Raw genomic sequence first — 20,293 nt, forward strand, 5'->3', positions numbered from 1 at the left:
CATTTTTTATCTCGACTGTAAAAAATGCACTAACCCTAAAACTGAATCATTGATCTTATCAAACACCAATGACGGCATAATGCCCAGTGCCAAAGCTGCGACTGCAAGCGGTGCAAGCGCAATGATCTCACGTGGTTTTAGGTCGACCAATGCCTTACGCCATATTTCGCCTCCTTTAAGAGAGGTCGACCCAAAGAATACGCGCTGCAAGGTCCACAGGAAATAGCAGGCGCTGAATAAGATACCAACCGCACCGCAGACAGCCAGCCAGTTTGGCAACAAGGTTGATTTAAAAGCACCGGTCAGCGAAAATGCTTCGGCTATAAAAGTTGAAAAACCGGGTAATCCCAATGATGCGAAGAATGCGATCATGATAAATACCATATATTTCGGCATCAATATACCCAAGCCGCGGAAGTTGTAAATATCCCTATCATGCACGCGGTTATATACCACCCCTACCAGGAAGAACAGCATTGCCGATAAAAAGCCATGACTCACCATCTGGAAAACCGCGCCGCTGATACCTTCGGGTGTTTGTGAAGCGATACCCAACAGCACAAAGCCCATTTGCGATACCGAGGAGTAAGCGATAATGCGTTTTAAATCGCGCTGGGCCAAAGCGTTCAATGCACCGTATAAAATGGAGATCACACCCAATAAGCCGATCCAAAAAGCACCGGACAAGGCAACCTCCGGGAAAATGCCAACACAAATACGGATGATCCCGTAGCCGCCTATTTTCAGCAGGATACCCGCCAAAATAATAGATACCGGGGTTGGCGCTTCAACGTGGGCATCGGGCAACCAGGTATGCAATGGGACTACCGGAACCTTAATAGCAAACGCGATAAATAATACCACAAAGCCAACTGTTCGCGCCGAGATACCAAATATGGTTTGATGGCTTAATATATTGAAGATAGAACCGGGCGTATAATTTGCCGGGTTCATCATTTGGATCATATTGAAAGTGTGATTGCCGGTAGCGGGATCTTTTACAGATAAATAAAGACCGATTATCACCAATAGCATAAACACCGAACCGAACAGCGTGTATAAGAAGAATTTGATCGCCGCATACTCACGCCTTGCGCCGCCCCACATCCCGATCAGGAAATACAATGGCAACAACATCAGCTCGTAAAATATGTAGAATAGGAAGAAATCGAGCGAGCAAAATACGCCCATCAGCGCCATATCCAGCAATAAAAACAAAGCGAAAAAGCCTTTGAGATTACTGGTGATCTCCCATGATGAAATGGCCGCGACAACCATAACCAGCGAAGTCATGACCAACAGCGTTACTGAAATACCATCGATACCTACAAAATAATCAACCTGCATGGTGCCGAGGTTACCTAAATTAAGGTGGATCCAGGGTAGTTTTTGCAGGAACTGGTACTGCGCTTCATGATCGATACCACCAAAAGCTGCTCCTGTTTTGAAATTAAGGTAGATATATACGCTGATCGCCAGCTGCACCAATGTAGCCAATAGCGTAATATACTTAAAACTTGCGCGCATACTTGATGGCAGCAACACAATGATAAATCCAAACAGGATGGGTAAAAATATGAGCAGGGTTAGCATTGTGAGATTTGAGATTTGAGATTTGAGATTTGAGATTTTTTCTGAACATAGAAACACACCCCTGCGCACGCACAAGCCACGGCGCCCCCTCTTGAAAGAGTAACTAATCTGATAAATGGATTAACGTTTGTCTCAAATCTCATATCTGAAATCTCATGTCTTAATTAAAAATAAAATAAACAGCGCCAGTATTACAGCCAGCATGCTGAACAAATAATATTGAATTTTACCGCTTTGAAAATTACGCGCAAAGTTGCCAATTTGATGCACTATTGCAGTTAATAAATGTAAGAAACCATCAATGATATATTTATCTATCCAGGCGGTAATTTTTGAAAGTGTTAGTACGATGCTTTTTAAAAGGTTGATAAAGCCGTCAATAATGTATATATCAAACCAGGATGCTGCATTGCTTAAGGCTAATACCGGCTTTACAATAGCCAGGTGATAAAAGCGGTCAATGTACCATTCGTTGTAAGAGAAGCGGAACAGAAACCCGGTTTGATCAAACGTAAACGTATTTTGCTTTACGTAAATGCTGTAAGCAGCATAGATCACCAGAATATTTGCCAATAAGGCAAATGCCGGAATGATAGTATGGTAAATATTCTCGCGCTCGAAGAATCCCGGACCGGAAAACGCATTGAAGATCCACGCATGCTCATAAACCAATGGGTTAATAGAGAATATGGGAAACAAACAGAATATCGTTAAAAACAGCAAGGGTAATTTATACTGCCAGCCGCCATCGTTACAATGGGTCTGGATATGCGGGTTAATTTTTTGCAGCCTGAACTCACCAAAGAATACTTTAACGATCAATCGTGCTATATAAAATGCGGTCAACAAACTGCTGATCATAGCGCCAACAGGTATCAGCCTGTAATACCAGCTTTTACCGTCCGACCATTCAAAAGCCTGGATCAGGATGCCATCCTTGGACAAATAGCCTGAGGTTAGCGGCAAACCGATCAGCGCCAGTGAAGCAACAACTGCAGTAATAAAAGTAAACGGCAGTTTTTTACGCAAGCCGCCCATGTACAGGATATTTTGGGGATCGATATCGAGGTCGTTTTCTACTTTGATGTGCTGCATCTGGTGAATAACGATACCGGCAACCAAAAACAGCAGGCATTTAAAAAAAGCATGTGTAACCAGATGAAACAACGACGAAGCATAAGCGCCTATACCCATCGCCATGATCATAAATCCTAACTGGGATATGGTAGAATAGGCTAAGATCCGTTTCAGATCGTTTTGGGTCAGTGCGATGGTCGCGGCCATAAAAGCCGTAAAACAGCCAATAATAGCAAGCACATTTAATTCGGCGGTATTAAACATCGGGTAAACCCTACCCAATAAAAACACACCGGCTGCAACCATGGTAGCTGCGTGGATCAACGCGGAAACTGAAGTCGGCCCCTCCATGGCATCCGGCAGCCAAGTATGCAACGGAAATTGTGCAGATTTCGCGGCGACTGCCAGCATGATACCCGTGCAAGCAATATATTGATAGATAACAGGCAACTGCGCTGCCGGGGCTATCCATATCCCGTTTTTAATGAATGATTGAGCAACCAAACCATTATCACCAAAAAGCTGCATAATATCGGCCGTATGGAATTGGGTAAAGAGGATGATAATGGCGATCAATAAACCAATGTCGCCAATACGGTTCATGATAAACGCTTTTTGATTAGCATATACTGCCTTATCCCTTGTAAACCAAAAGCCAATAAGCAGGTATGACGAAAAACCTACCAGTTCCCAAAATGCGTAGAACAAGAACATATTATCAACCACAACCAGCGCCAGCATACTAAAACAGAACAAGCTGAGGTAAGTAAAATAACGTTTGTAAGTTGCATCATGCGCCATGTATACTGTAGAGTAGATGTGTACCGGCAATGCGATCAAACTAACCAACAGCAATAGCAATACCGACAGGTCATTCAATAAAACACCCGCGTATATTTTACTTGCACCTATAGTGAACCATAGTTGCTGCAGGTGCAAAGGCTGTTGTCCCCATATTTTGGAGAACAAAAATACTGATAATATGGCACTGATCAATATTGCAAAACCCGACACCCAACCACTTGCCTTATTGGTTTTACCCGGCAGGCAAATATTTACCAAAAAAGCAATAAGCGGCATGGCTACTGCTGCAAGTGCAAAGTAGGCAATGGATATGTCCTGGTATGGCGTGGTGATGTTCAAGTTATTTCTTAATGGCTTGTTTTGATGTATCTGTTTTGGCTTGTTTGGTTGTTATTATAATAACTCCATTGTCACCCGCAGAACCGTATTTGGCTGTAGTGGAATCGCCTTTTAATACACTGATGCTTAATATATCATTTGGATTAAGTTTGTTAATGTTCACTTTCACAATTTTACCGTCAATTATATATAATGGCGGTTTTTTAGTTGTATCAGGCGGAGCACATATGCATATGCTTTTGTTTGATGATTTATTAACCGAATCTTTGGTTTGTGCTAAAGCACTAACGGACAAGAACAAGAAAAATATAAGTATTAATTTCTTCATTGGTCATCGTTGTTAGTGGTAATTACTACGGTAGCGTCGGTTTTAAATTGGCGGACGGTCTTAAATTCCACTTTTTTAATATTGGCCGGATCTAGTTCAGATAACTCTTCAACGGAATGTTTCGTGCGTGCTATCAGCATTGTATTGTTGATAACGTATGAAAGGTTATCATCGTTCCCCTTTTTATCCAGGTAGTTTTTATATTTTTCGGAGAATGGGATCAGTTTTTTTTCATAGATGACAGCCTGGCCTTTCATAGTAGTAACTACCATAGCCCCATTTGCACCCTGTTTACCATAAATATTCATCGCTGTTGAATCCGACAGTAGCGCCGTTTCATAAATATCGTGTGGCTTTAAATCTTTGATAGATGGTACAATTTTACCGTCAACAACATACAAAGGTTCGTTACCGGTTTGCGCTAATGCATTTACTGATAAAAACAAGCAAAATATTACGGCTAAAACTCTCATTATTCATCCCTCAGTTTATCGACCTTATTAGGATCGATGGTTTTATAGCGGCGGTAGACATTTAATATAATGGCTAAAGCCACTGCGGTTGTGGCTGCGGCTAATACTATGGCAAATAACGCGAATATCTGCCCGCCATTGTTAAAGCGGTCGTATTTGCCGATAGCTACCAGATTTAATATAGCAGCGTTCAACATCAGTTCAATTCCGATCAGGATCTGAATAGCATTGCTCTTGGAAACCACCATAAAAAGCCCGATACAAAACAAGGCAGCACTAACCACCAAAAAATCAGTCAGGGTGATCATAGCGTTTGCTCCTTTCTGGAAAGATGCGCAGCACCGATCAGCGCCATCATCAATAAAATCGATATCGCCTCGAAAGGTAGCAAATAACGGGTCATTAAATTAATGCCGATGTTATCTGTATTGATATTGATTGGCGTAATTACATTGCTGGTTTTAATAGCGCTGCTTATCCATGGCAGATGATCCGCATCAACTTTAAGTACCATGTTTAACAATACCACAAAAAATATCCCTGATAAAAAGAATGCTGCTATTTTATTAGCGCTGATGAATTGCTTTTTCTGCTTTTCTAAAGCCTCCAGTGTTTCGCGGCCGGAGAGCATAAACGCGAATAAGATCAGCACTAAAATACCGCCGACGTAAATCACTACCTGTGTTATCGCCACAAAATCTGCCAAAGCTAAAACATACAGCCCTGCCAAAGCAAATAAAGTGATAAAGAACATAAAAATCGACCTCACCAAACTTTTACTCGCCGCCACAAAAATAGCCGAAGCTAAAGTAATGAACGCCATTACGTAGAAAAGCACCTGTATTAAATTCATGCACTACCCTCCTTTTGTTTCATCGCGGCTAATTTCGCTGCTTGCTTTTCGGCTAATTGCTTATCCAGCAGAGCTTGCTTTTCGGCAGCTTCTTCCGAAGTCATGTCCGAAAATTTGTAAGTCAGGTCGCTTAACTCAAAAACTGTACGATCATATTGATTGGTCATGACAATGCATTCAGTTGGGCAAACAATGGTACATAACCCGCAGTACATGCATTTGGCCATATCGATATCAAACTTGGCGGCATATAGCATTTTCTTGGAGCCGTCAGAAGTTTGACCGATCACCTCAGTCGCTTTTATCGATTCAATATCGATACAGCTTACCGGGCATATCTTGGCACAAAGGTCGCACACAATGCAATCGTCCATTTCCACATCCAGTTGGTAACGGCCAACCTCGGGTATGGGAAGCGATTGTTTTGGATATTGAATGGTATTTGTCCCCTCAAGCTTTTTAAAGTAATTATCGTCACTGGCGGATATAACAGTCCGCTTCGCGTTTGAGGCAAAGAGGTGACTGAAGGTAAGGCTAAGGCCTTTCCAAGCAGTTGTAAATCCGTTGATTACTTTGTTATTCATTTTTGTCTGAACCTTGATTTTCGGGATTCAAGGATTCCCATGATTTTTACTTTATTGCGTTTATTATCGCTTTGTTTCTTTTGTACAGATTCTTCGCTACACTCAGAATGACAATGCTACATTAAAAATATTCGCCATATACCTGATACCAGCATGCAGGCAAACGCTGTTGGTGTTAGCACCTTCCAGCACAGGTTCATCAGCTGATCCACGCGCAGGCGGGGTAATGTCCACCTGATCCACATTTGTACGCCGACAAGGCTTAAACTTTTAATCAGCACCCAAAATATGCCCCAGGCTGTTCCTGTAGTCCATCTTGCTAATTGTACCGCGCCTATATTAGGCAGTGGCGTGTTCCAGGCGCCCAAAAATAGCACAACCGCTATCATCGATACCAAAAACATCATCGAATATTCCGAGAAAAACACCAGCGCGAAACGCATCCCGGTATATTCCGTATGAAAACCGGCAACCAGTTCCGATTCCGCTTCGGGTATATCAAAAGGCGCGCGGTTACTTTCAGCCAGTGAAGCAATAAAATAGATCACGAACGCCACCAGTAAATGCGGCGCACGGAAAACGTTCCAGGCAAATATGCCGCCTATTTTAGATACATCCCAAAAACCAAAAAACTTTACGCCTTCGGCGGACAGGATTCCTTGTTGTGTTGATATGGTTTGCATGTTGAGCGATTGCGCAATCATCACTACCGAAATAATGGCAAAGCCTGCCGGAATCTCGTAGGATATGATCTGTGCTACAGAGCGCATCGACCCTAAAATTGAATATTTATTATTTGATCCCCAGCCTGCCATCAGGATGCCTAATGTTTCGATAGAGATAATCGCGAAGATATAGTACAACCCTAAATTTAATCTTGCCGGCACTAAACCCGGCCCCCATGGCAGGGCGGCGAAGCCCATGTATACGGCTATAAAAATAATAGCGGGTGCAAGCATAAATAGCAGCTTATCAGCAGCGGCCGGTACAATCAGTTCCTTTTGGATGAGTTTTAGGCCATCTGCCAGCGTTTGCAGCATACCGAATTTACCTGTTTCGGTTGGGCCAAGCCTATCCTGTATAAACGCGGAAATCTTACGCTCGGCATAAACACCAATCAAAGCAAATACTGCCGAAAAAGCAAACAGCCCGATAGCAACAGCGATATATGTAAGGTAAAAACTCAATGTATTTTTATGGTAGCTGCAAACTTAATAAATTATGTTGAAGCCGTGTTTAAATCTCTTGTGAAAGGGTAGACTTTTTTACTCACGGCAATGCTACGCAGGCCGGACTCTCTATTGCTTCTACAAAGAGGTTAAAAGTTTACGTTCAAATCTCGGGAATAATTTTGGGATTAATACTGACACTGTTTTGTCAGTAAATAGGTATAGCTAACCTTTACAGCAATGACATAAAATAAAGATGTTATTTCACCGGTTTACCTGCAAGCGCAATAGCCTGTTTAAACGTCTCAAAGGGTTTTTCCTTGCTCACCTCAACTATCATGATGGATTGGTACCATGTGTAAGCGTTACCGCCGGGAAGTTTTTGATAATTATCGTCCAAGTATTTTTCTTTGGCAAAACCGGCAGGTACCGGGCTCGGAACATGATCAACCACACCCTGGAATACGCTCAACATAAATTGATAAAATTTCAGGTCACGATCATTCCAGTAAGCAGTGGCAATGCGGTTAGCACCTTTTTCGGTTTCGTAGGGGTCAGATTTATAATTCTGGCAGGCTTGCCACCAATGGCTTAATTCATGTATAAAAATCCATTGGTAAACGGCCAACTGAAAAAACTTTTCACCGTTCATTCCATGGCCCATTTGTTTGGCAAAATTATCAAATACTGCCTTGCCTTCAGGTTCCAAAGTTGGCCAGTAACAGGTATGTACAACATTTAATGAATCATCATAATTTCCAAATGAACGTGGATTATCCAATACAATTGGCGGTAGCGCTAATCGGGGTGTATAGCCCATTGCTTTTATCTTACCTACATAATCATCTCTTAAAGATGTTAACCGGGCCATTACAGAATCCTTGGATTGTTGCGCTTGAATAACTGAATTAGCACATATTAAAATACTAAACAAGATAAATATTTTTTTCATAAGGCTGTTTTAAGGTAATAGACTTAGGCTAAGATAATTATAACTTATAGAAATGTCAATTTTCATTCAATAAGAAATTTATCATAAGTATATTACATTCATGCTGAGAGGCGAAGGAATCTCATAGAAAAAAGCGGTTATGCAAAGTTCGCGATTGCTTCGTTCCTCTAAATGACATGTTGAAGAAATTAGTTGAAGTAATTTTCTTCAACCTTTCATGATAACTGATTGCGATTTTACCGGTGCGCCAAAGAAACTGGTGGCATGCAGATCAAAGTCGGCAGTATCATCAGTAGTGGTGAAGAATCTTTGTGTTCCGTTTTTGGTGATGGACTGCTCCATTTCGGGATGACGTTTCAGGTAATCGATCAGGCTTGCGGCTACAATATCGCCCTGGGCAATGGTTTGAATATGTTTGGGCAGGTAAGCCTGTATTTTATCCTGCATTAACGGGTAATGGGTGCAAGCTAACAGGATTGTGTCAATGTCGGCAGATTGCGCCAGGATCTGATCTAAATATTCTTTTACAAAATAATCGGCGCCGGGTTTGTCGTGCTCGCCATTCTCAATAAGCGGTACCCAAAGCGGGCAGGCTTGCTGATGAACCTGCAGATCGGGAAAAAATTTATCGATCTCTAATAGGTATGAGCCTGATTGCACCGTACCTTTTGTACCGAGAACACCAATCTGGTTAGTTTTAGTATAATTACCGATCACTTCGGCAGTTGGGCGAATAACACCTAAAACACGTTTTGCGGGATCTTCGTTTTTAAGATCCTGCTGCTGAATTGTACGTAATGCTTTAGCTGATGCCGTATTGCAGGCTAATATAACTAATGGGCAGCCCATTTTAAACAATTGCTGAACGCACTCCCAGGTGTATTGATGTATAGCACTGAATGAGCGGTTACCATAAGGCGCACGGGCCGTATCGCCTAAATAGGCGTAATCATACTGCGGCAATTGTTTGATAATAGAACGGAATACGGTCAAACCTCCGTAGCCCGAATCAAAAATACCTATGGGTTTATTATTAAGCACTGTTACAAAAATAAAAAAAGCGTTCCGGATTAAGGGAACGCTTTTTATAAAATGATTTTATAATGTTGATTATTTTAAGCCCAATTTTGCTTTTACTTCAGGGGCCAAGTCATCACCCGGAGGCGATACGATCAATTCAACTTGTGATGAATCCAATACATAAGTATAACCTTTAGCTGCAGCAACTGCTTGTATAGCGGCACGCAATTTATCAGTTAACGGTTTTAATAACTCGTTGCTTTTAGCTTCGATTTGTTTTTGCGCGTTATCACGGAAAGTTGTGATACGTGTTTGCATATCTTGTAATTCAGATTCAGCAGCAGTACGTGAAGCGTCAGTCATCGTAGCTCTTTTCGCTTCGTAAGCTTGTCCTTTAGTTTGGTATTCGGTACTCATTGTTGCTAATTGATCAGAAAAAGTTTTCTGATAGTCTTGCATTTGAGTTTGTAAGGTTTTCATTTCTGGAAGCATCTCCATCATTTGGTTAGTATTGATGTAACCAATTTTAGTTTGCGCCTTGGCAAAGCTGCTTACCACTACCATGCATACTGCGACTAAAGCAACTTTTAATAATTTTTTCATTGTTTTTGTTCTGTGTTTAATTAAGTGCGATTATATGTATAAATAATTTATTTAGCAATAGTTGCGGGTTTTAAACCCAATTTTGTTATCACCTCGGCGCTTTTATCATAACGGGGGTTGGCGTAAAGCATAATAACCTCGCTGTTTTTATCAAAAATCATATCAAGGTCATCACCTTCGGCAACGGCCTCTACTGCTTTGGCTATCCTGTCTTGTATTGGTTTTATCAATGCATTGCTGCGTTGAACCAGGTCGCCATCGGGACCAAACTTTTGGCGCTGAAACTCCTTCGCGGCCTTTTCTTTATCATCAATTTCCTGCTCGCGCTTCTTCTTCATATCAGGGGTCATTAAAACCTGGTCGGCCTGGTAGGCTTTGTAAAGACGGTCAACCTCCTGAAATTTATTATCAACATCCCGTTGCCACTGATCGGATAAGGCATTCAATTGTTTTTGCACCGAGATATAATCCGGCATGTGTTTTAATATGTAATCAGAGTCAACAAAGGCAAAACGCTGCGCGAATGCCCCGGAGCAAGCTGATAACGTAAAAACCAATACTAAAATTATCCTCTTCATAAATTACTATACAAATCTATTGAAATCCACCACTTAAGCTCTGTGAAATCGAGAAACTAAACTGGCCCTTGTTAGCGTCAGGTATACCCGGTATCTTATCAAAGCCGTAACCATAGTCAAGACCCAATAAACCAAATATAGGTAAAAATACACGTGCACCAATACCAACCGATCTCCTGATGTCAAACGGATTATAATCACTAAAGTGATCCCAAACATTACCGCCTTCAGCAAATGCCAGCATAAATATAGTTGCCGATTCGCTGGTGATAACCGGGTGACGAAGCTCTAATGTATACTTGGTATATATCGGGCTACCTACATTATTGTCAACGGTGTAGTTATCGCCAGCCGGTATAATAGAGAAGTTTTGGTAACCGCGTAAGCCTATGATATCGCTACCCTGTAAGTACTGGTAGCTCTGCATACCGTCACCGCCTAACTTAAACCTTTCAAACGGCGATTGAGGAACATTAGAGTTATACTCGCCCAACCAGCCAAAACGTACCTGCGACATCAACACAAACTTGCCCGTAATCTTAGTAAACCATTGTGCATCAAATTTTATCTTGTAATACTCCACAAAGTGGTATATCTGCTCAGGAGTTGCAATAGCATAGTCAATATTGTTAAACAATGAGTATGGCGGTGTGCCTTGCGCCGTTAACTTGATATTTGAACCTGTAGTTGGATAAATAGGCGCGTCCAACGAGTTACGGCTAAGCTCCTGGGTTAATTTAATGTTGTATGAAGTACCGTTCTGGAATATATAACCCGTATAGTTATCCAGGTTATAGTGGTCAAGATTTAAGGAGTAATTTAACTGAAAGTAGTTATCAGGCCAGTTTAAGCGTTTACCTAAAGTAATACCCACACCGTTGATACGCAATTTATTGTACCCCGGATCGGTATTGGCTACCAAACCTTCGGTAGAACTTAGCTGCGTGTAAGCCGATACCGCAAAGTAAATTGGCTTTTTACCACCTAACCATGGTTCAGAGAAAGTAAGCGAGTAATTCTGATATGATTTACCGCTTGACTGGCCTCTTAAACTTAATTTTTCACCATCTCCCTTTGGCAAAGGTTTGTAATCTTTTAAATGGAAGATATTTTTGATTGAGAAGTTATTGAATGTTAAACCTAATGTTCCCACCAGCTGACCACCGCCAAAACCACCCGACAATTCGATCTGGTCCGAAGGTTTTTCAACCACATTAAAGATGATATCAACTGTACCATCCTGCGGATTGATGTTGGTTGGCTTTGGTTCAGTCTTCTGCTCATCAAAGTTACCCAATTGCGATATTTCACGTGTACTGCGGATCAGGAGGTCTTTATTGAATTTTTGACCCGGTTTAGTACGGATCTCGCGCATAACCACTTTATCGTTGGTTACATCATTACCTTTTAAAATAACACGGTTAATTGTGTATTGCGGGCCTTCGTATACACGCAGGTCAAGATCTACGGTGTCATTGTATATCCTGGTTTGAACAGGATCAGGACTGAAGGTTAAATAACCATCATTTAAATATAATGATGATACGTCATCACTGTTAGGTGTTGGGCCAGATAACCTTTTGGTTAGTTCGTCCTCACTAAATACATCACCTTTTTTAATACGCAATATCCTGTTTAAAATATCACTTGAATATTTCGCGTTGCCAGACCATTTGATATTACCGAAATAATACTTAGGCCCTTCGTGTACTTTTATTTTAATGTTTACTGTTTGGTAATCATTTTTCCATACCGAATCACTGATAATTGCAGCATCACGATAACCTTTGTCCTGCATTTGTTGTACCAGGTTATCTTTATCCTCCTGGTATTGGTCCGATTTGAATTTTTTTGAACCAAAAAGATTATACCATCTCCTCTCGCGTGTTTTGGTTAAATATTTTCTTAATTTTTTTGCAGAAAACGCTTTATTGCCTTCAAAGGTGACACTATTGATCATCACTTTCGTTTTCTTATCAATAACTACATCAACAATTATACTGTTCGCATCACCCGGGTCGGTACGCTGGGTCATCACTACTGTTGTATTTAAAAAACCTTTCTCATTAAAATGTTTCTTAATTATGGCAGTACTGGTGCTTATTAAATTCTGGTTTACAATTTTACCAGTTTTATCACTTAAACTTTTCTGTATGTCTTCAATTTCGCCTTTACGTATACCGGTAATATGAAATTTTGATAAGCGGGGTAATTCGTGTACCGCTATTTCTAAAAATATGGTATCACCAAGCATTTTTGTAATGTTTAGCTTAACATCATCAAAAAGGCCCTGGTTGTACAAGTTTTTAATAACTGTGGCATTTGCTTCGCCGGGTAAGTTGATACGATCTCCTTTAGAAAGTTTTGATATGGTTATCAATACATCCTTATCCAGGTTTTTAGTACCGGTTACAGTAATACCACCAATAATATAATCTTTAGGATTAAGATAACTTAAACTATCAGCCGGTACCGAATTTTTGAACAACGACTGCCTGGCTTGGGGAACCTGCGCCATAGCAGCAGTACTCACAACAGAGAAAAGAATAGCAAATAGGTATTTATTCATTCGAATATTTAAGTGGCTAAAAATAATTTATACAGTTGTTAAAAAGTGTTAAAAGCAAAAATTTAATTAACCTGTTCACTGATCAGGCCGAAACGGCGCTCCCGTTTCTGATAATCAAGAATAGCTTCGAATAAATCTTCCTTGCGGAAATCGGGCCATAATTTAGTTGTAAAATACAATTCAGCATAAGCTATTTGCCAAAGCAAGTAATTACTTATGCGGTTTTCTCCGCTGGTTCTAATCAATAGCTCAGGGTCGGGCATACCACTTGTAAAAAGGTTATTATCAAAAACTTCTTCGTTAATATCCTCAATACTTAATTCACCTGCCTGCACCTTACCCACAATTTTTTTAACCGCGTTTAAAATTTCTCTTCTCGAACTGTAACTTAACGCTAACGTAAGTACAAGCCCGGTATTGCCGGCAGTTTTAGCAATGGCATTATTTAGTTCCTTAAAAGCTCTTTCAGGCAGCATGGCCAAATCACCAATGGCATTAAGGCGTACATTCTTTTTCATAAAGTTGTCAATCTCTTTATGAATAGTACTTACCATTAGTTCCATAATGGCCATAACCTCCAGTTTTGGGCGGTTCCAGTTCTCGGATGAGAAGGTATATAATGTAAGGTACTTTAAACCCACATCGCAGCTCCCCTCAACAACATCCCTAACTGATAACACACCGTTATGATGGCCGAATATTCTTAATTTGCCCTTTTCTTTAGCCCAACGGCCATTGCCATCCATAATGATAGCGATATGCTGCGGCAATTTTGACAAATCAATCTGATCCTGATATCCCATTTTTATGTGTCAATTATTAAAAGCCGCAGTTAAGGGTACAAATACTTGCTATTAGTAAAAACTTGCTCAAAAGTATGATAATTAATAAATGCCGTTAGTTAATATATGTTAAAATGATTGGCATAACTTAGTTTTTTAACGCAGTTTGCCCATTTTTTCAGGGTACAAAGGTAAAACTTAATTACGTTTTTTTTAGTATGAGGGGGAAAAGATTTTGTTACCGAAAGATATTGACCGATTGAGTGAGTGGTGATTGAGTAATTGAGCAAATGGCTATAGCGTAAACACTGTCAGTTTTTCGGTTGAATCATCAAACCTCTTATTCTTCAAAATAGCACTTCTGAGTAACGAAGGTGTAAGATATGGTAAACTGTGCAAACATATAAGTGTCGCGGCTACGCATATCTCCGCGCTGAGTGCCAGGCGTACCTATATATATACCCGTTTTTTCGCCGGAACGATCTGATAAAGCCCGGGCGGTAGCCCCTGATAGTTTACCCGGGTTAGGATATGTACCTGCAACATCGTCAAGGTAATCAGTATTGGGTTGACGATACCCAATATCGGCTATTAAATTCCATTTGCCGGTTATATTATACTTAATACCCACTCCATAAGGAAATGCGATGGCACTGCCCGGATATGGGTTAGCCTGGCCCTCAGTTTCAAGCGGCCTCAGATCATACTTTTTCCCGTTGTAGATAGTGGTTGGGTTGTAATGTACCGAAGCAATACCCAGGTAAAAAAATGGCGTGTACCTGTTATGACTCACATCAGGAATGTAATTCATAAAATTAAATTCACCAATCACGCTTAATTCGCTTAAATGATCGGTAAAACTCAAATTACGATCACGAAACTGCTGATTGGTTGAATTGCTATCGGCTGCGCTGATGGAACCGTAAGTATAAGTTAAACGCGCCGACAAATAGGCATTAAAGTTTCGTTTTAAAAACACACTGCCTGCACCGCCGCTAAATTTTAAAGGATTATTCGGATTAAGATCGCCCATGTAGGCCGCACCTCCCCCGGCCAGGCCAACTTCCCAGGTTTGAGCCTGCAAATTAAACGAGATGAAGATTAAAAGTATAACTGCGGCAAATTTGAACATCAAGCAAATTTAATAATTGCGGGCATCAAGTCCCCACAATAATTTGTTTCTTAACGTAGTTAAATAGCTTTCATTATTCAACCTAACCAAATTTAATACAAACCCGGCCTTATGAATTTTAAACCGAACCACTTTCTCCACCGTTTCAGTACGTGAATCGCAGGTTACCAGGTAATTATTGCTGCGCGATTCCACCTCTAATGAAAGTTCACAGGTATCAGGTAAAATAACCGGCCTTACATTTAAATTATGAGGAGCAACAGGTGTTATTACAATACAATTCGACTGCGGAAAAATAATAGGGCCACCACAACTTAACGAATAGGCTGTTGAACCTGTAGCGGTTGAAATAATAATACCATCACCCCAATAGGCATTTAAAAATTCTCCATCAAGGTACACACGGGTAATGATCATTGCCGCATCATCGCGTTTGTGGATAGTAATATCGTTTAGCGCGAAGTTATCATCACCGAAGATCTCCTGGTCGGAATCGATGCCGATAAGTTCGCGGCTGTCTAACGTATAATCGCCGTGAACCACTGCATGTATAGCAGCAGCGATATCGCTTTTGTTGATACTAGCCAAAAAACCAAGCCTGCCGAAGTTGATACCGATAACAGGAACACCTGTATCACGGATCACGTTTACCATATCCAGTAAGGTACCATCCCCGCCAAGTGTTAAAAAAATATCAATGAAGCCTTTTATGGTATCGCCGGCATTCAGAACATGGTATTGCGGTGTATTTATTTTATCGGTGATGTACTCATTAAGCTGATGGTGTACGTAGATCTCAACTTCGTGATGGGCAAGATTATCAAAAACCTGCTGTACCAGTGGTAAAGCATCGTTATTAAATTGCCTGCCGTATATTGCTATTCTCATTTTCTTTTGGGTTCGATAGACAATAGTCCATGGTCTATAGTAATGGTATGTTAACCATGTAATAAAGTGATAGTTTTTTTAATTATATCTTTTCAAACATTATGGTCTATAGTCTATCGAAAATGGGCTTTATAAGTTTAAATAATTCATCAATGAATCGTAGCGATCCCTTGAATTATCATTATCACCGGTATGATTAAAGGTGGCCTTTATATCATATTCGTAGCGTAAAAAGGTAGCTATAATGGCCGATATATCTTGTTTGTTAACTTTTAGCGTAACTTCCATCCGGGTTGAATGTGGATGCTGGTAAACGTAGGAGCTTAAGATCTGCGCGTTATCCGATTCCACAATCTGCGCCATGTGGGCCAAAGAATTATTCTTGTTATTGATCTCCAGTACAATGATGCCACCGGGCTGCGAAACCGAAGTTAAACGGGCAAAATATTCATTCATGGCATTGATGGATATCATGCCTAAATAATTTTTCTTAATATCAAGCACGGGAACCACGGTTAACTGCTGCTCATAAAACAGGCGGATCACATCATAAATATGCTGATCCTCCAATACATAAGGATTAACCAGCGATAAACCTAGTGCACCCACTTCTGTCTGGTTGTCAGTAATATTTACCAGGTCATTTTCGGCTAACAGCCCCAGGAATTGTTCTTCGTTTACAATTGGCAAGTGCCTTACACGAAATTCCATCATGCGCTCAACTACCTTTTGAACGGTGTCAGAGGTATGTACATGTGGTATCGTATCGGCAATTAACTCAGCTGCAAGCATATTATATTCCTTTTCTTTGTAAAAACCCTTTTAATGCCTTGTTAAACTCTTCGGGTTGCTCCATCATTGGCGCATGCCCGCATTTATCTATCCAGATCAACTCCGACTGCGGTATGTACTGATGAAACTCTTCAGCTACCTCAGGCGGTGTTACTTTATCGTTTTTACCCCATATTAAACCTACCGGGATGTGGATCTTCTCCAGTTCCTTTTGCATGTTATGGCGCATAGCCGAACGGGCCATTGCCAATATTCTAACCACGCGGTGGCGGTCATTTACAGTTGCGAACACTTCATCAACCAATTCCTTTGTAGCTGTTTTCGGGTCGTAAAAAGTAAATTCAACTTTTTCCTTTATAAAATCATAACTCTCGCGCCGCGGGAATGATCCGCCAAAAGAGTTCTCGTATAAACCCGAGCTCCCTGTTAATACCAATGCTTTGGCAAACGTGGGATGCGATAAAACATATATTAAACCCGCATGGCCACCCAGTGAGTTACCTATAATGGTAAAATTCCTGAGCTTTTTATATTTAACAAACTTGTGTATGTACTTGGCTATGGTTTTTACACCGGTAGTAAGCAAAGGCAGGTCATAAATCGGCAGCATCGGGATGATGACACGGTATTGCGTTTTAAACTCGCTTACCACCTCTTCCCAGTTGCTTAACGCCCCCATTAAACCGTGCAACAACAACAACACTTCGCCCTCACCCTCATCAATAAAACTAAAACCGTTTTGCTCTTTAAGTACGAAACTCATATAAATGTATACGTTAAAATAAAATAAGCGTTAACTAAAAAATCAAGTTTAACCCTTCGCTTATTTATTATGCTATAAAAATAGCTTATTGAAGTTGAGTTACAAGCTTTTTTGGTTGATTAAGTTAAATTAGTCGATTGAGTTTTTATTTAACTACTCACCAATCACAAAATCAACCAGTCAACTAATTCAGCAATTGCTTCACCACTTCCGATATTGTTCTGCCGTCGGCTTTGCCGGCAAGCTCTTTATTGGCAGCACCCATTACTTTACCCATATCTTTAACCGATGTTGCACCTACGCGCGTTACCAGGTCCTTTAAATAAGCTTCAACCTCTTCGTGGCTCATTTGTTTTGGCAAATAAGCCTCTATTACCTGCAACTCTTCCATCTCAACCTGGTAAAGGTCTTCACGGTTTTGTGTTTTATAGATCTCGGCCGATTCCCTGCGCTGCTTTACCAGTTTTTGTAAAACTTTAATTTCAGCATCGGGGGTAATTTCTTCGGAAGCACCTTTTTCGGTACGGGCCAGCAATAAAGCCGATTTAATTGCGCGTAAGCCGCGCAGTTTATCAGCATCCTTAGCCAACATGGCTTGTTTTATATCCTGGTCTATTTGTGTGATTAATGACATTTATGATTTGGGATTTTAGATTTACGATTTCGGATTTTATCATCTGCACATACTTTTTGATCTGCACATTAATATTTATTTCCTAAAAATAGTTCCGGCATTTGCCTGCGCGGTTGGCATTACGATCAGTTCGTTAATGTTCACATGCGCCGGGCGCGATACCGCGAACCAGATGGTTTCTGCAATATCAACAGCAGCCAAAGCATCAAAGCCTTCATAAACCTTTTTGGCACGTTTTTCATCACCCTTGAAACGAACTACAGAAAACTCAGTTTCCACAGCTCCCGGATGAATAGCTGTAACTTTAATACCGTGTGGCAACAGATCTATCCGCATGCCTTTGCTTAAAGCATCAACCGCGTGCTTGGACGCGCAGTAAACATTTCCGTTTGCATAAACTTCTTTACCGGCAATCGAACCTATGTTAACAATGTGACCATGCCCGTTGGTGATCATCCAGTTGGAAACGATCTTGGTTACATACAAAAGGCCTTTAACATTGGTATCAATCATTCGGTCCCAGTCGTCCATATCGCCTTTGTCAATCGGGTCAAGGCCCTGGCTTAGTCCGGCATTGTTTACCAGTACATTTACTTTTTTCCATTTGGCCGGCAGGCCTTCCAGGTTTTCGACTACCTCGGCACGGTTGCTTACATCAAATGATGAAGTAGCCACCTCAACGTTATATTTTTTGTTAAGATGAGCAGCCAGTTTATCTAACCTGTCGGCCCGGCGGCCTGTCAGTATCAAATTATATCCTTCGCGGGCAAACAACTCCGCGGTCGCCTCGCCTATTCCAGCAGTGGCGCCGGTTATTAATGCAATTTTAGCCATAGGTAATGATAACTATCAGCCACGAAATTAGTTTTTTTTAAGCAACTATTCGAAGTAAAGGTTGATCATCAGCGTATGCAGGAATAATTTACTGATAGGTGACGAATAAGGCTGCGCCTCGGGAAGCAACACGTTACCAAAAGAGTTTGAGATCTTTAACTCGGGCGAGAGCTTGAAATATTCAAAGTAAATATCACAACCAACACCGGCTTCGTACGAGGTATAATTAGCTACGTTTTTAACTGTGCGGTCAACCAGCGCCTCGTTATCATCACTATTGGCTTTGGCACCAATGGAATAGGAATATTTTAATCCGCCTATCAAATAGCCCCTGAAATCGCCATGCCTGTCCGACTTAATTTTTATCGCCAGCGGAACATCAACCGTGGTGGTTTGCACCGTTTTGGTAACATCATCCGACGGATTTACATACATATAAGTTAAACTACGGTCCGCAAAGATTAATGAGGGTGTTAGTCGAACCTCAAAATGCTCGGTAAAATCATACCGGGTTAAAAAACCAACCGCAAAACCTGGTGTATTTTTTGAGCTAATGCTGGTGGCATTGCTGGTTACAGGTTTATTATCGTTTTCAGGATCGAGAAATGGTAATTGCCAGTTTGGCTTTTTAAGGATCTTGTAGTAATTGTCAACGTATGAAAATGAGAACCCAAAACTAAGGTCGCGCTGATCGGCACCGCCTGCCCAGGCGGGCGGGTTATCCTGTGCGTGTAATAAATTACAGCAAAACAATAAGGCAACAATAGCTAAGTAGCATTTAATCATTTAACGCCTGTATAAATTGAACAGATACCAAACGTTAAAGGCCTATGTTTGGTATTTTTAAAGCCTGCTTTCTGCATCAGGTTCACAAATCTTTCACCATCCGGAAATGCGGCAACCGACTCCGGCAAATAACTGTATGCCCTTGCATCTTTAGAAAATAGCTTACCAATACCCGGCGTAACATAGCTGAAATAAAAATTATATAGTTGCTTTATCGGGAATCGTCTTGGTTTAGAGAACTCCAAAATAACTGCTTTACCGCCCGGTTTTAGTACGCGGTGGATATCAGCCAAACCAACTTCCAAATTCTCAAAATTACGCACGCCGTAAGCAACAGTTACCGCGTCGAACTCATCAGCTTCGAAAGGCAATTTTTCGGAGTCGCCTAATTTAATGGAGAATTTATCGCCTAACACGCGTTTTGTTATTTTTTGCTGCGCGATATCGAGCATACCCTGCGAAATATCAACACCTACTATTTTTTCAGGGTTGAGGATCTTTAAAGCCTCAAAAGCGAAATCGCCGGTACCGGTGGCAACATCCAGTATCAGTTGCGGGTTATCCTTTTTAAGTTCGTTAATGGCTTTTTTACGCCAGATGATATCGATGCCTAATGATAAAAAGTGATTCAGGAAATCATAGGTTTTTGATATGTTATTGAACATATCCGCCACCTGTGTTTTTTTTGCAACCTGATCGTCCTGGTAGGGTGTTATAATTTCGCTCATTGAGGGCAAAGA

Annotated in this window: 22 protein-coding genes; all 22 read right to left on the reverse strand. The window is 40.9% G+C overall.

Annotated features, from left to right (window positions below; genetic code table 11):
• Positions 1–6 precede the first annotated feature (6 nt).
• Positions 7–1,593 (reverse strand): complex I subunit 4 family protein, encoded by a 1,587-nt coding sequence (locus ACYZ0U_RS14310; protein WP_461453218.1) that lies wholly within the window; start codon positions 1,591–1,593, stop codon positions 7–9.
• A gap of 153 nt (positions 1,594–1,746) precedes the next feature.
• Positions 1,747–3,813, reverse strand: coding sequence for an NADH-quinone oxidoreductase subunit 5 family protein (locus ACYZ0U_RS14315; RefSeq protein ID WP_461453219.1), 2,067 nt, complete (start codon positions 3,811–3,813; stop codon positions 1,747–1,749).
• A gap of 1 nt (position 3,814) precedes the next feature.
• Complete coding sequence (locus tag ACYZ0U_RS14320) at positions 3,815–4,141, reverse strand: hypothetical protein (RefSeq protein WP_461453220.1); 327 nt, start codon at positions 4,139–4,141, stop codon at positions 3,815–3,817.
• A complete protein-coding gene (locus ACYZ0U_RS14325; protein ID WP_461453221.1) occupies positions 4,138–4,614 on the reverse strand; it encodes a hypothetical protein in 477 nt (158 codons plus the stop codon). The genes ACYZ0U_RS14320 and ACYZ0U_RS14325 overlap by 4 nt, the downstream gene beginning before the upstream one ends.
• Positions 4,614–4,922 carry an NADH-quinone oxidoreductase subunit NuoK gene (gene nuoK / locus ACYZ0U_RS14330; protein WP_461453222.1) on the reverse strand — a complete coding sequence of 103 codons (309 nt, stop codon included), beginning with the start codon at positions 4,920–4,922 and terminating at the stop codon, positions 4,614–4,616. Before nuoK ends, ACYZ0U_RS14325 begins: the two co-directional genes overlap by 1 nt.
• The gene (locus ACYZ0U_RS14335; RefSeq protein WP_461453223.1) at positions 4,919–5,467 is read right to left on the reverse strand and encodes an NADH-quinone oxidoreductase subunit J family protein; all 549 of its coding nucleotides are present in this window, start codon (positions 5,465–5,467) and stop codon (positions 4,919–4,921) included. The genes nuoK and ACYZ0U_RS14335 overlap by 4 nt, the downstream gene beginning before the upstream one ends.
• Positions 5,464–6,051: a 4Fe-4S dicluster domain-containing protein gene (locus ACYZ0U_RS14340; RefSeq protein WP_461453224.1), complete on the reverse strand. Its 588-nt coding sequence runs from the start codon at positions 6,049–6,051 to the stop codon at positions 5,464–5,466. Before ACYZ0U_RS14340 ends, ACYZ0U_RS14335 begins: the two co-directional genes overlap by 4 nt.
• A gap of 116 nt (positions 6,052–6,167) precedes the next feature.
• Positions 6,168–7,238: an NADH-quinone oxidoreductase subunit NuoH gene (gene nuoH, locus ACYZ0U_RS14345; RefSeq protein WP_461453225.1), complete on the reverse strand. Its 1,071-nt coding sequence runs from the start codon at positions 7,236–7,238 to the stop codon at positions 6,168–6,170.
• Between the two features lie 241 nt (positions 7,239–7,479).
• Positions 7,480–8,172 carry a hypothetical protein gene (locus ACYZ0U_RS14350; RefSeq protein WP_461453226.1) on the reverse strand — a complete coding sequence of 231 codons (693 nt, stop codon included), beginning with the start codon at positions 8,170–8,172 and terminating at the stop codon, positions 7,480–7,482.
• 207 nt (positions 8,173–8,379) lie between these two features.
• Positions 8,380–9,213 carry a glutamate racemase gene (murI, locus tag ACYZ0U_RS14355; protein WP_461453227.1) on the reverse strand — a complete coding sequence of 278 codons (834 nt, stop codon included), beginning with the start codon at positions 9,211–9,213 and terminating at the stop codon, positions 8,380–8,382.
• Between the two features lie 69 nt (positions 9,214–9,282).
• Positions 9,283–9,795, reverse strand: a complete 513-nt coding sequence (locus ACYZ0U_RS14360; RefSeq protein ID WP_461453228.1) for an OmpH/Skp family outer membrane protein — start codon at positions 9,793–9,795, stop codon at positions 9,283–9,285.
• A gap of 47 nt (positions 9,796–9,842) precedes the next feature.
• A complete protein-coding gene (locus ACYZ0U_RS14365; protein ID WP_461453229.1) occupies positions 9,843–10,373 on the reverse strand; it encodes an OmpH/Skp family outer membrane protein in 531 nt (176 codons plus the stop codon).
• 16 nt (positions 10,374–10,389) lie between these two features.
• Complete coding sequence (bamA, locus tag ACYZ0U_RS14370) at positions 10,390–12,942, reverse strand: outer membrane protein assembly factor BamA (protein WP_461453230.1); 2,553 nt, start codon at positions 12,940–12,942, stop codon at positions 10,390–10,392.
• Positions 12,943–13,004: 62 nt separating this feature from the next.
• On the reverse strand, positions 13,005–13,745 hold the full coding sequence (locus ACYZ0U_RS14375) for an isoprenyl transferase (RefSeq protein ID WP_461453231.1): 741 nt from the start codon (positions 13,743–13,745) through the stop codon (positions 13,005–13,007).
• Positions 13,746–14,064: 319 nt separating this feature from the next.
• Positions 14,065–14,856 (reverse strand): type IX secretion system protein PorG, encoded by a 792-nt coding sequence (gene porG / locus ACYZ0U_RS14380; RefSeq protein ID WP_461453232.1) that lies wholly within the window; start codon positions 14,854–14,856, stop codon positions 14,065–14,067.
• Positions 14,857–14,865: 9 nt separating this feature from the next.
• The gene (locus ACYZ0U_RS14385; protein ID WP_461453233.1) at positions 14,866–15,744 is read right to left on the reverse strand and encodes an NAD kinase; all 879 of its coding nucleotides are present in this window, start codon (positions 15,742–15,744) and stop codon (positions 14,866–14,868) included.
• Positions 15,745–15,873: 129 nt separating this feature from the next.
• Complete coding sequence (locus ACYZ0U_RS14390; protein ID WP_461453234.1) at positions 15,874–16,536, reverse strand: CBS domain-containing protein; 663 nt, start codon at positions 16,534–16,536, stop codon at positions 15,874–15,876.
• 1 nt (position 16,537) lies between these two features.
• Complete coding sequence (locus ACYZ0U_RS14395; RefSeq protein ID WP_461453235.1) at positions 16,538–17,299, reverse strand: alpha/beta fold hydrolase; 762 nt, start codon at positions 17,297–17,299, stop codon at positions 16,538–16,540.
• Positions 17,300–17,483: 184 nt separating this feature from the next.
• Complete coding sequence (locus ACYZ0U_RS14400) at positions 17,484–17,933, reverse strand: GatB/YqeY domain-containing protein (protein WP_461453236.1); 450 nt, start codon at positions 17,931–17,933, stop codon at positions 17,484–17,486.
• Between the two features lie 75 nt (positions 17,934–18,008).
• Positions 18,009–18,767 carry an SDR family NAD(P)-dependent oxidoreductase gene (locus ACYZ0U_RS14405; protein ID WP_461453237.1) on the reverse strand — a complete coding sequence of 253 codons (759 nt, stop codon included), beginning with the start codon at positions 18,765–18,767 and terminating at the stop codon, positions 18,009–18,011.
• 45 nt (positions 18,768–18,812) lie between these two features.
• A complete protein-coding gene (porT, locus tag ACYZ0U_RS14410; RefSeq protein WP_461453238.1) occupies positions 18,813–19,553 on the reverse strand; it encodes a type IX secretion/gliding motility protein PorT/SprT in 741 nt (246 codons plus the stop codon).
• Positions 19,550–20,281 carry a bifunctional demethylmenaquinone methyltransferase/2-methoxy-6-polyprenyl-1,4-benzoquinol methylase UbiE gene (ubiE, locus tag ACYZ0U_RS14415; protein WP_461453239.1) on the reverse strand — a complete coding sequence of 244 codons (732 nt, stop codon included), beginning with the start codon at positions 20,279–20,281 and terminating at the stop codon, positions 19,550–19,552. The genes porT and ubiE overlap by 4 nt, the downstream gene beginning before the upstream one ends.
• Between the last annotated feature and the right edge of the window lie 12 nt (positions 20,282–20,293).

Origin of the sequence: Mucilaginibacter sp. (genome assembly GCF_965225845.1) — a bacterium.
Classification (GTDB): Bacteria; Bacteroidota; Bacteroidia; order Sphingobacteriales; family Sphingobacteriaceae; genus Mucilaginibacter.

Bases quoted from the DNA above. Each gene is read 5' to 3' on its own strand.
- ACYZ0U_RS14310 (WP_461453218.1), bottom strand. From the start codon at position 1,593: ATGCTAACCCTGCTCATATTTTTACCCATCCTGTTTGGATTTATCATT.
- ACYZ0U_RS14320 (WP_461453220.1), bottom strand. From the start codon at position 4,141: ATGAAGAAATTAATACTTATATTTTTCTTGTTCTTGTCCGTTAGTGCT.
- ACYZ0U_RS14325 (WP_461453221.1), bottom strand. From the start codon at position 4,614: ATGAGAGTTTTAGCCGTAATATTTTGCTTGTTTTTATCAGTAAATGCA.
- nuoK (WP_461453222.1), bottom strand. From the start codon at position 4,922: ATGATCACCCTGACTGATTTTTTGGTGGTTAGTGCTGCCTTGTTTTGT.
- ACYZ0U_RS14335 (WP_461453223.1), bottom strand. From the start codon at position 5,467: ATGAATTTAATACAGGTGCTTTTCTACGTAATGGCGTTCATTACTTTA.
- ACYZ0U_RS14340 (WP_461453224.1), bottom strand. From the start codon at position 6,051: ATGAATAACAAAGTAATCAACGGATTTACAACTGCTTGGAAAGGCCTT.
- ACYZ0U_RS14350 (WP_461453226.1), bottom strand. From the start codon at position 8,172: ATGAAAAAAATATTTATCTTGTTTAGTATTTTAATATGTGCTAATTCA.
- ACYZ0U_RS14360 (WP_461453228.1), bottom strand. From the start codon at position 9,795: ATGAAAAAATTATTAAAAGTTGCTTTAGTCGCAGTATGCATGGTAGTG.
- ACYZ0U_RS14365 (WP_461453229.1), bottom strand. From the start codon at position 10,373: ATGAAGAGGATAATTTTAGTATTGGTTTTTACGTTATCAGCTTGCTCC.
- bamA (WP_461453230.1), bottom strand. From the start codon at position 12,942: ATGAATAAATACCTATTTGCTATTCTTTTCTCTGTTGTGAGTACTGCT.
- ACYZ0U_RS14375 (WP_461453231.1), bottom strand. From the start codon at position 13,745: ATGGGATATCAGGATCAGATTGATTTGTCAAAATTGCCGCAGCATATC.
- porG (WP_461453232.1), bottom strand. From the start codon at position 14,856: ATGTTCAAATTTGCCGCAGTTATACTTTTAATCTTCATCTCGTTTAAT.
- ACYZ0U_RS14385 (WP_461453233.1), bottom strand. From the start codon at position 15,744: ATGAGAATAGCAATATACGGCAGGCAATTTAATAACGATGCTTTACCA.
- ACYZ0U_RS14390 (WP_461453234.1), bottom strand. From the start codon at position 16,536: ATGCTTGCAGCTGAGTTAATTGCCGATACGATACCACATGTACATACC.
- ACYZ0U_RS14395 (WP_461453235.1), bottom strand. From the start codon at position 17,299: ATGAGTTTCGTACTTAAAGAGCAAAACGGTTTTAGTTTTATTGATGAG.
- ACYZ0U_RS14400 (WP_461453236.1), bottom strand. From the start codon at position 17,933: ATGTCATTAATCACACAAATAGACCAGGATATAAAACAAGCCATGTTG.
- ACYZ0U_RS14405 (WP_461453237.1), bottom strand. From the start codon at position 18,767: ATGGCTAAAATTGCATTAATAACCGGCGCCACTGCTGGAATAGGCGAG.
- porT (WP_461453238.1), bottom strand. From the start codon at position 19,553: ATGATTAAATGCTACTTAGCTATTGTTGCCTTATTGTTTTGCTGTAAT.
- ubiE (WP_461453239.1), bottom strand. From the start codon at position 20,281: ATGAGCGAAATTATAACACCCTACCAGGACGATCAGGTTGCAAAAAAA.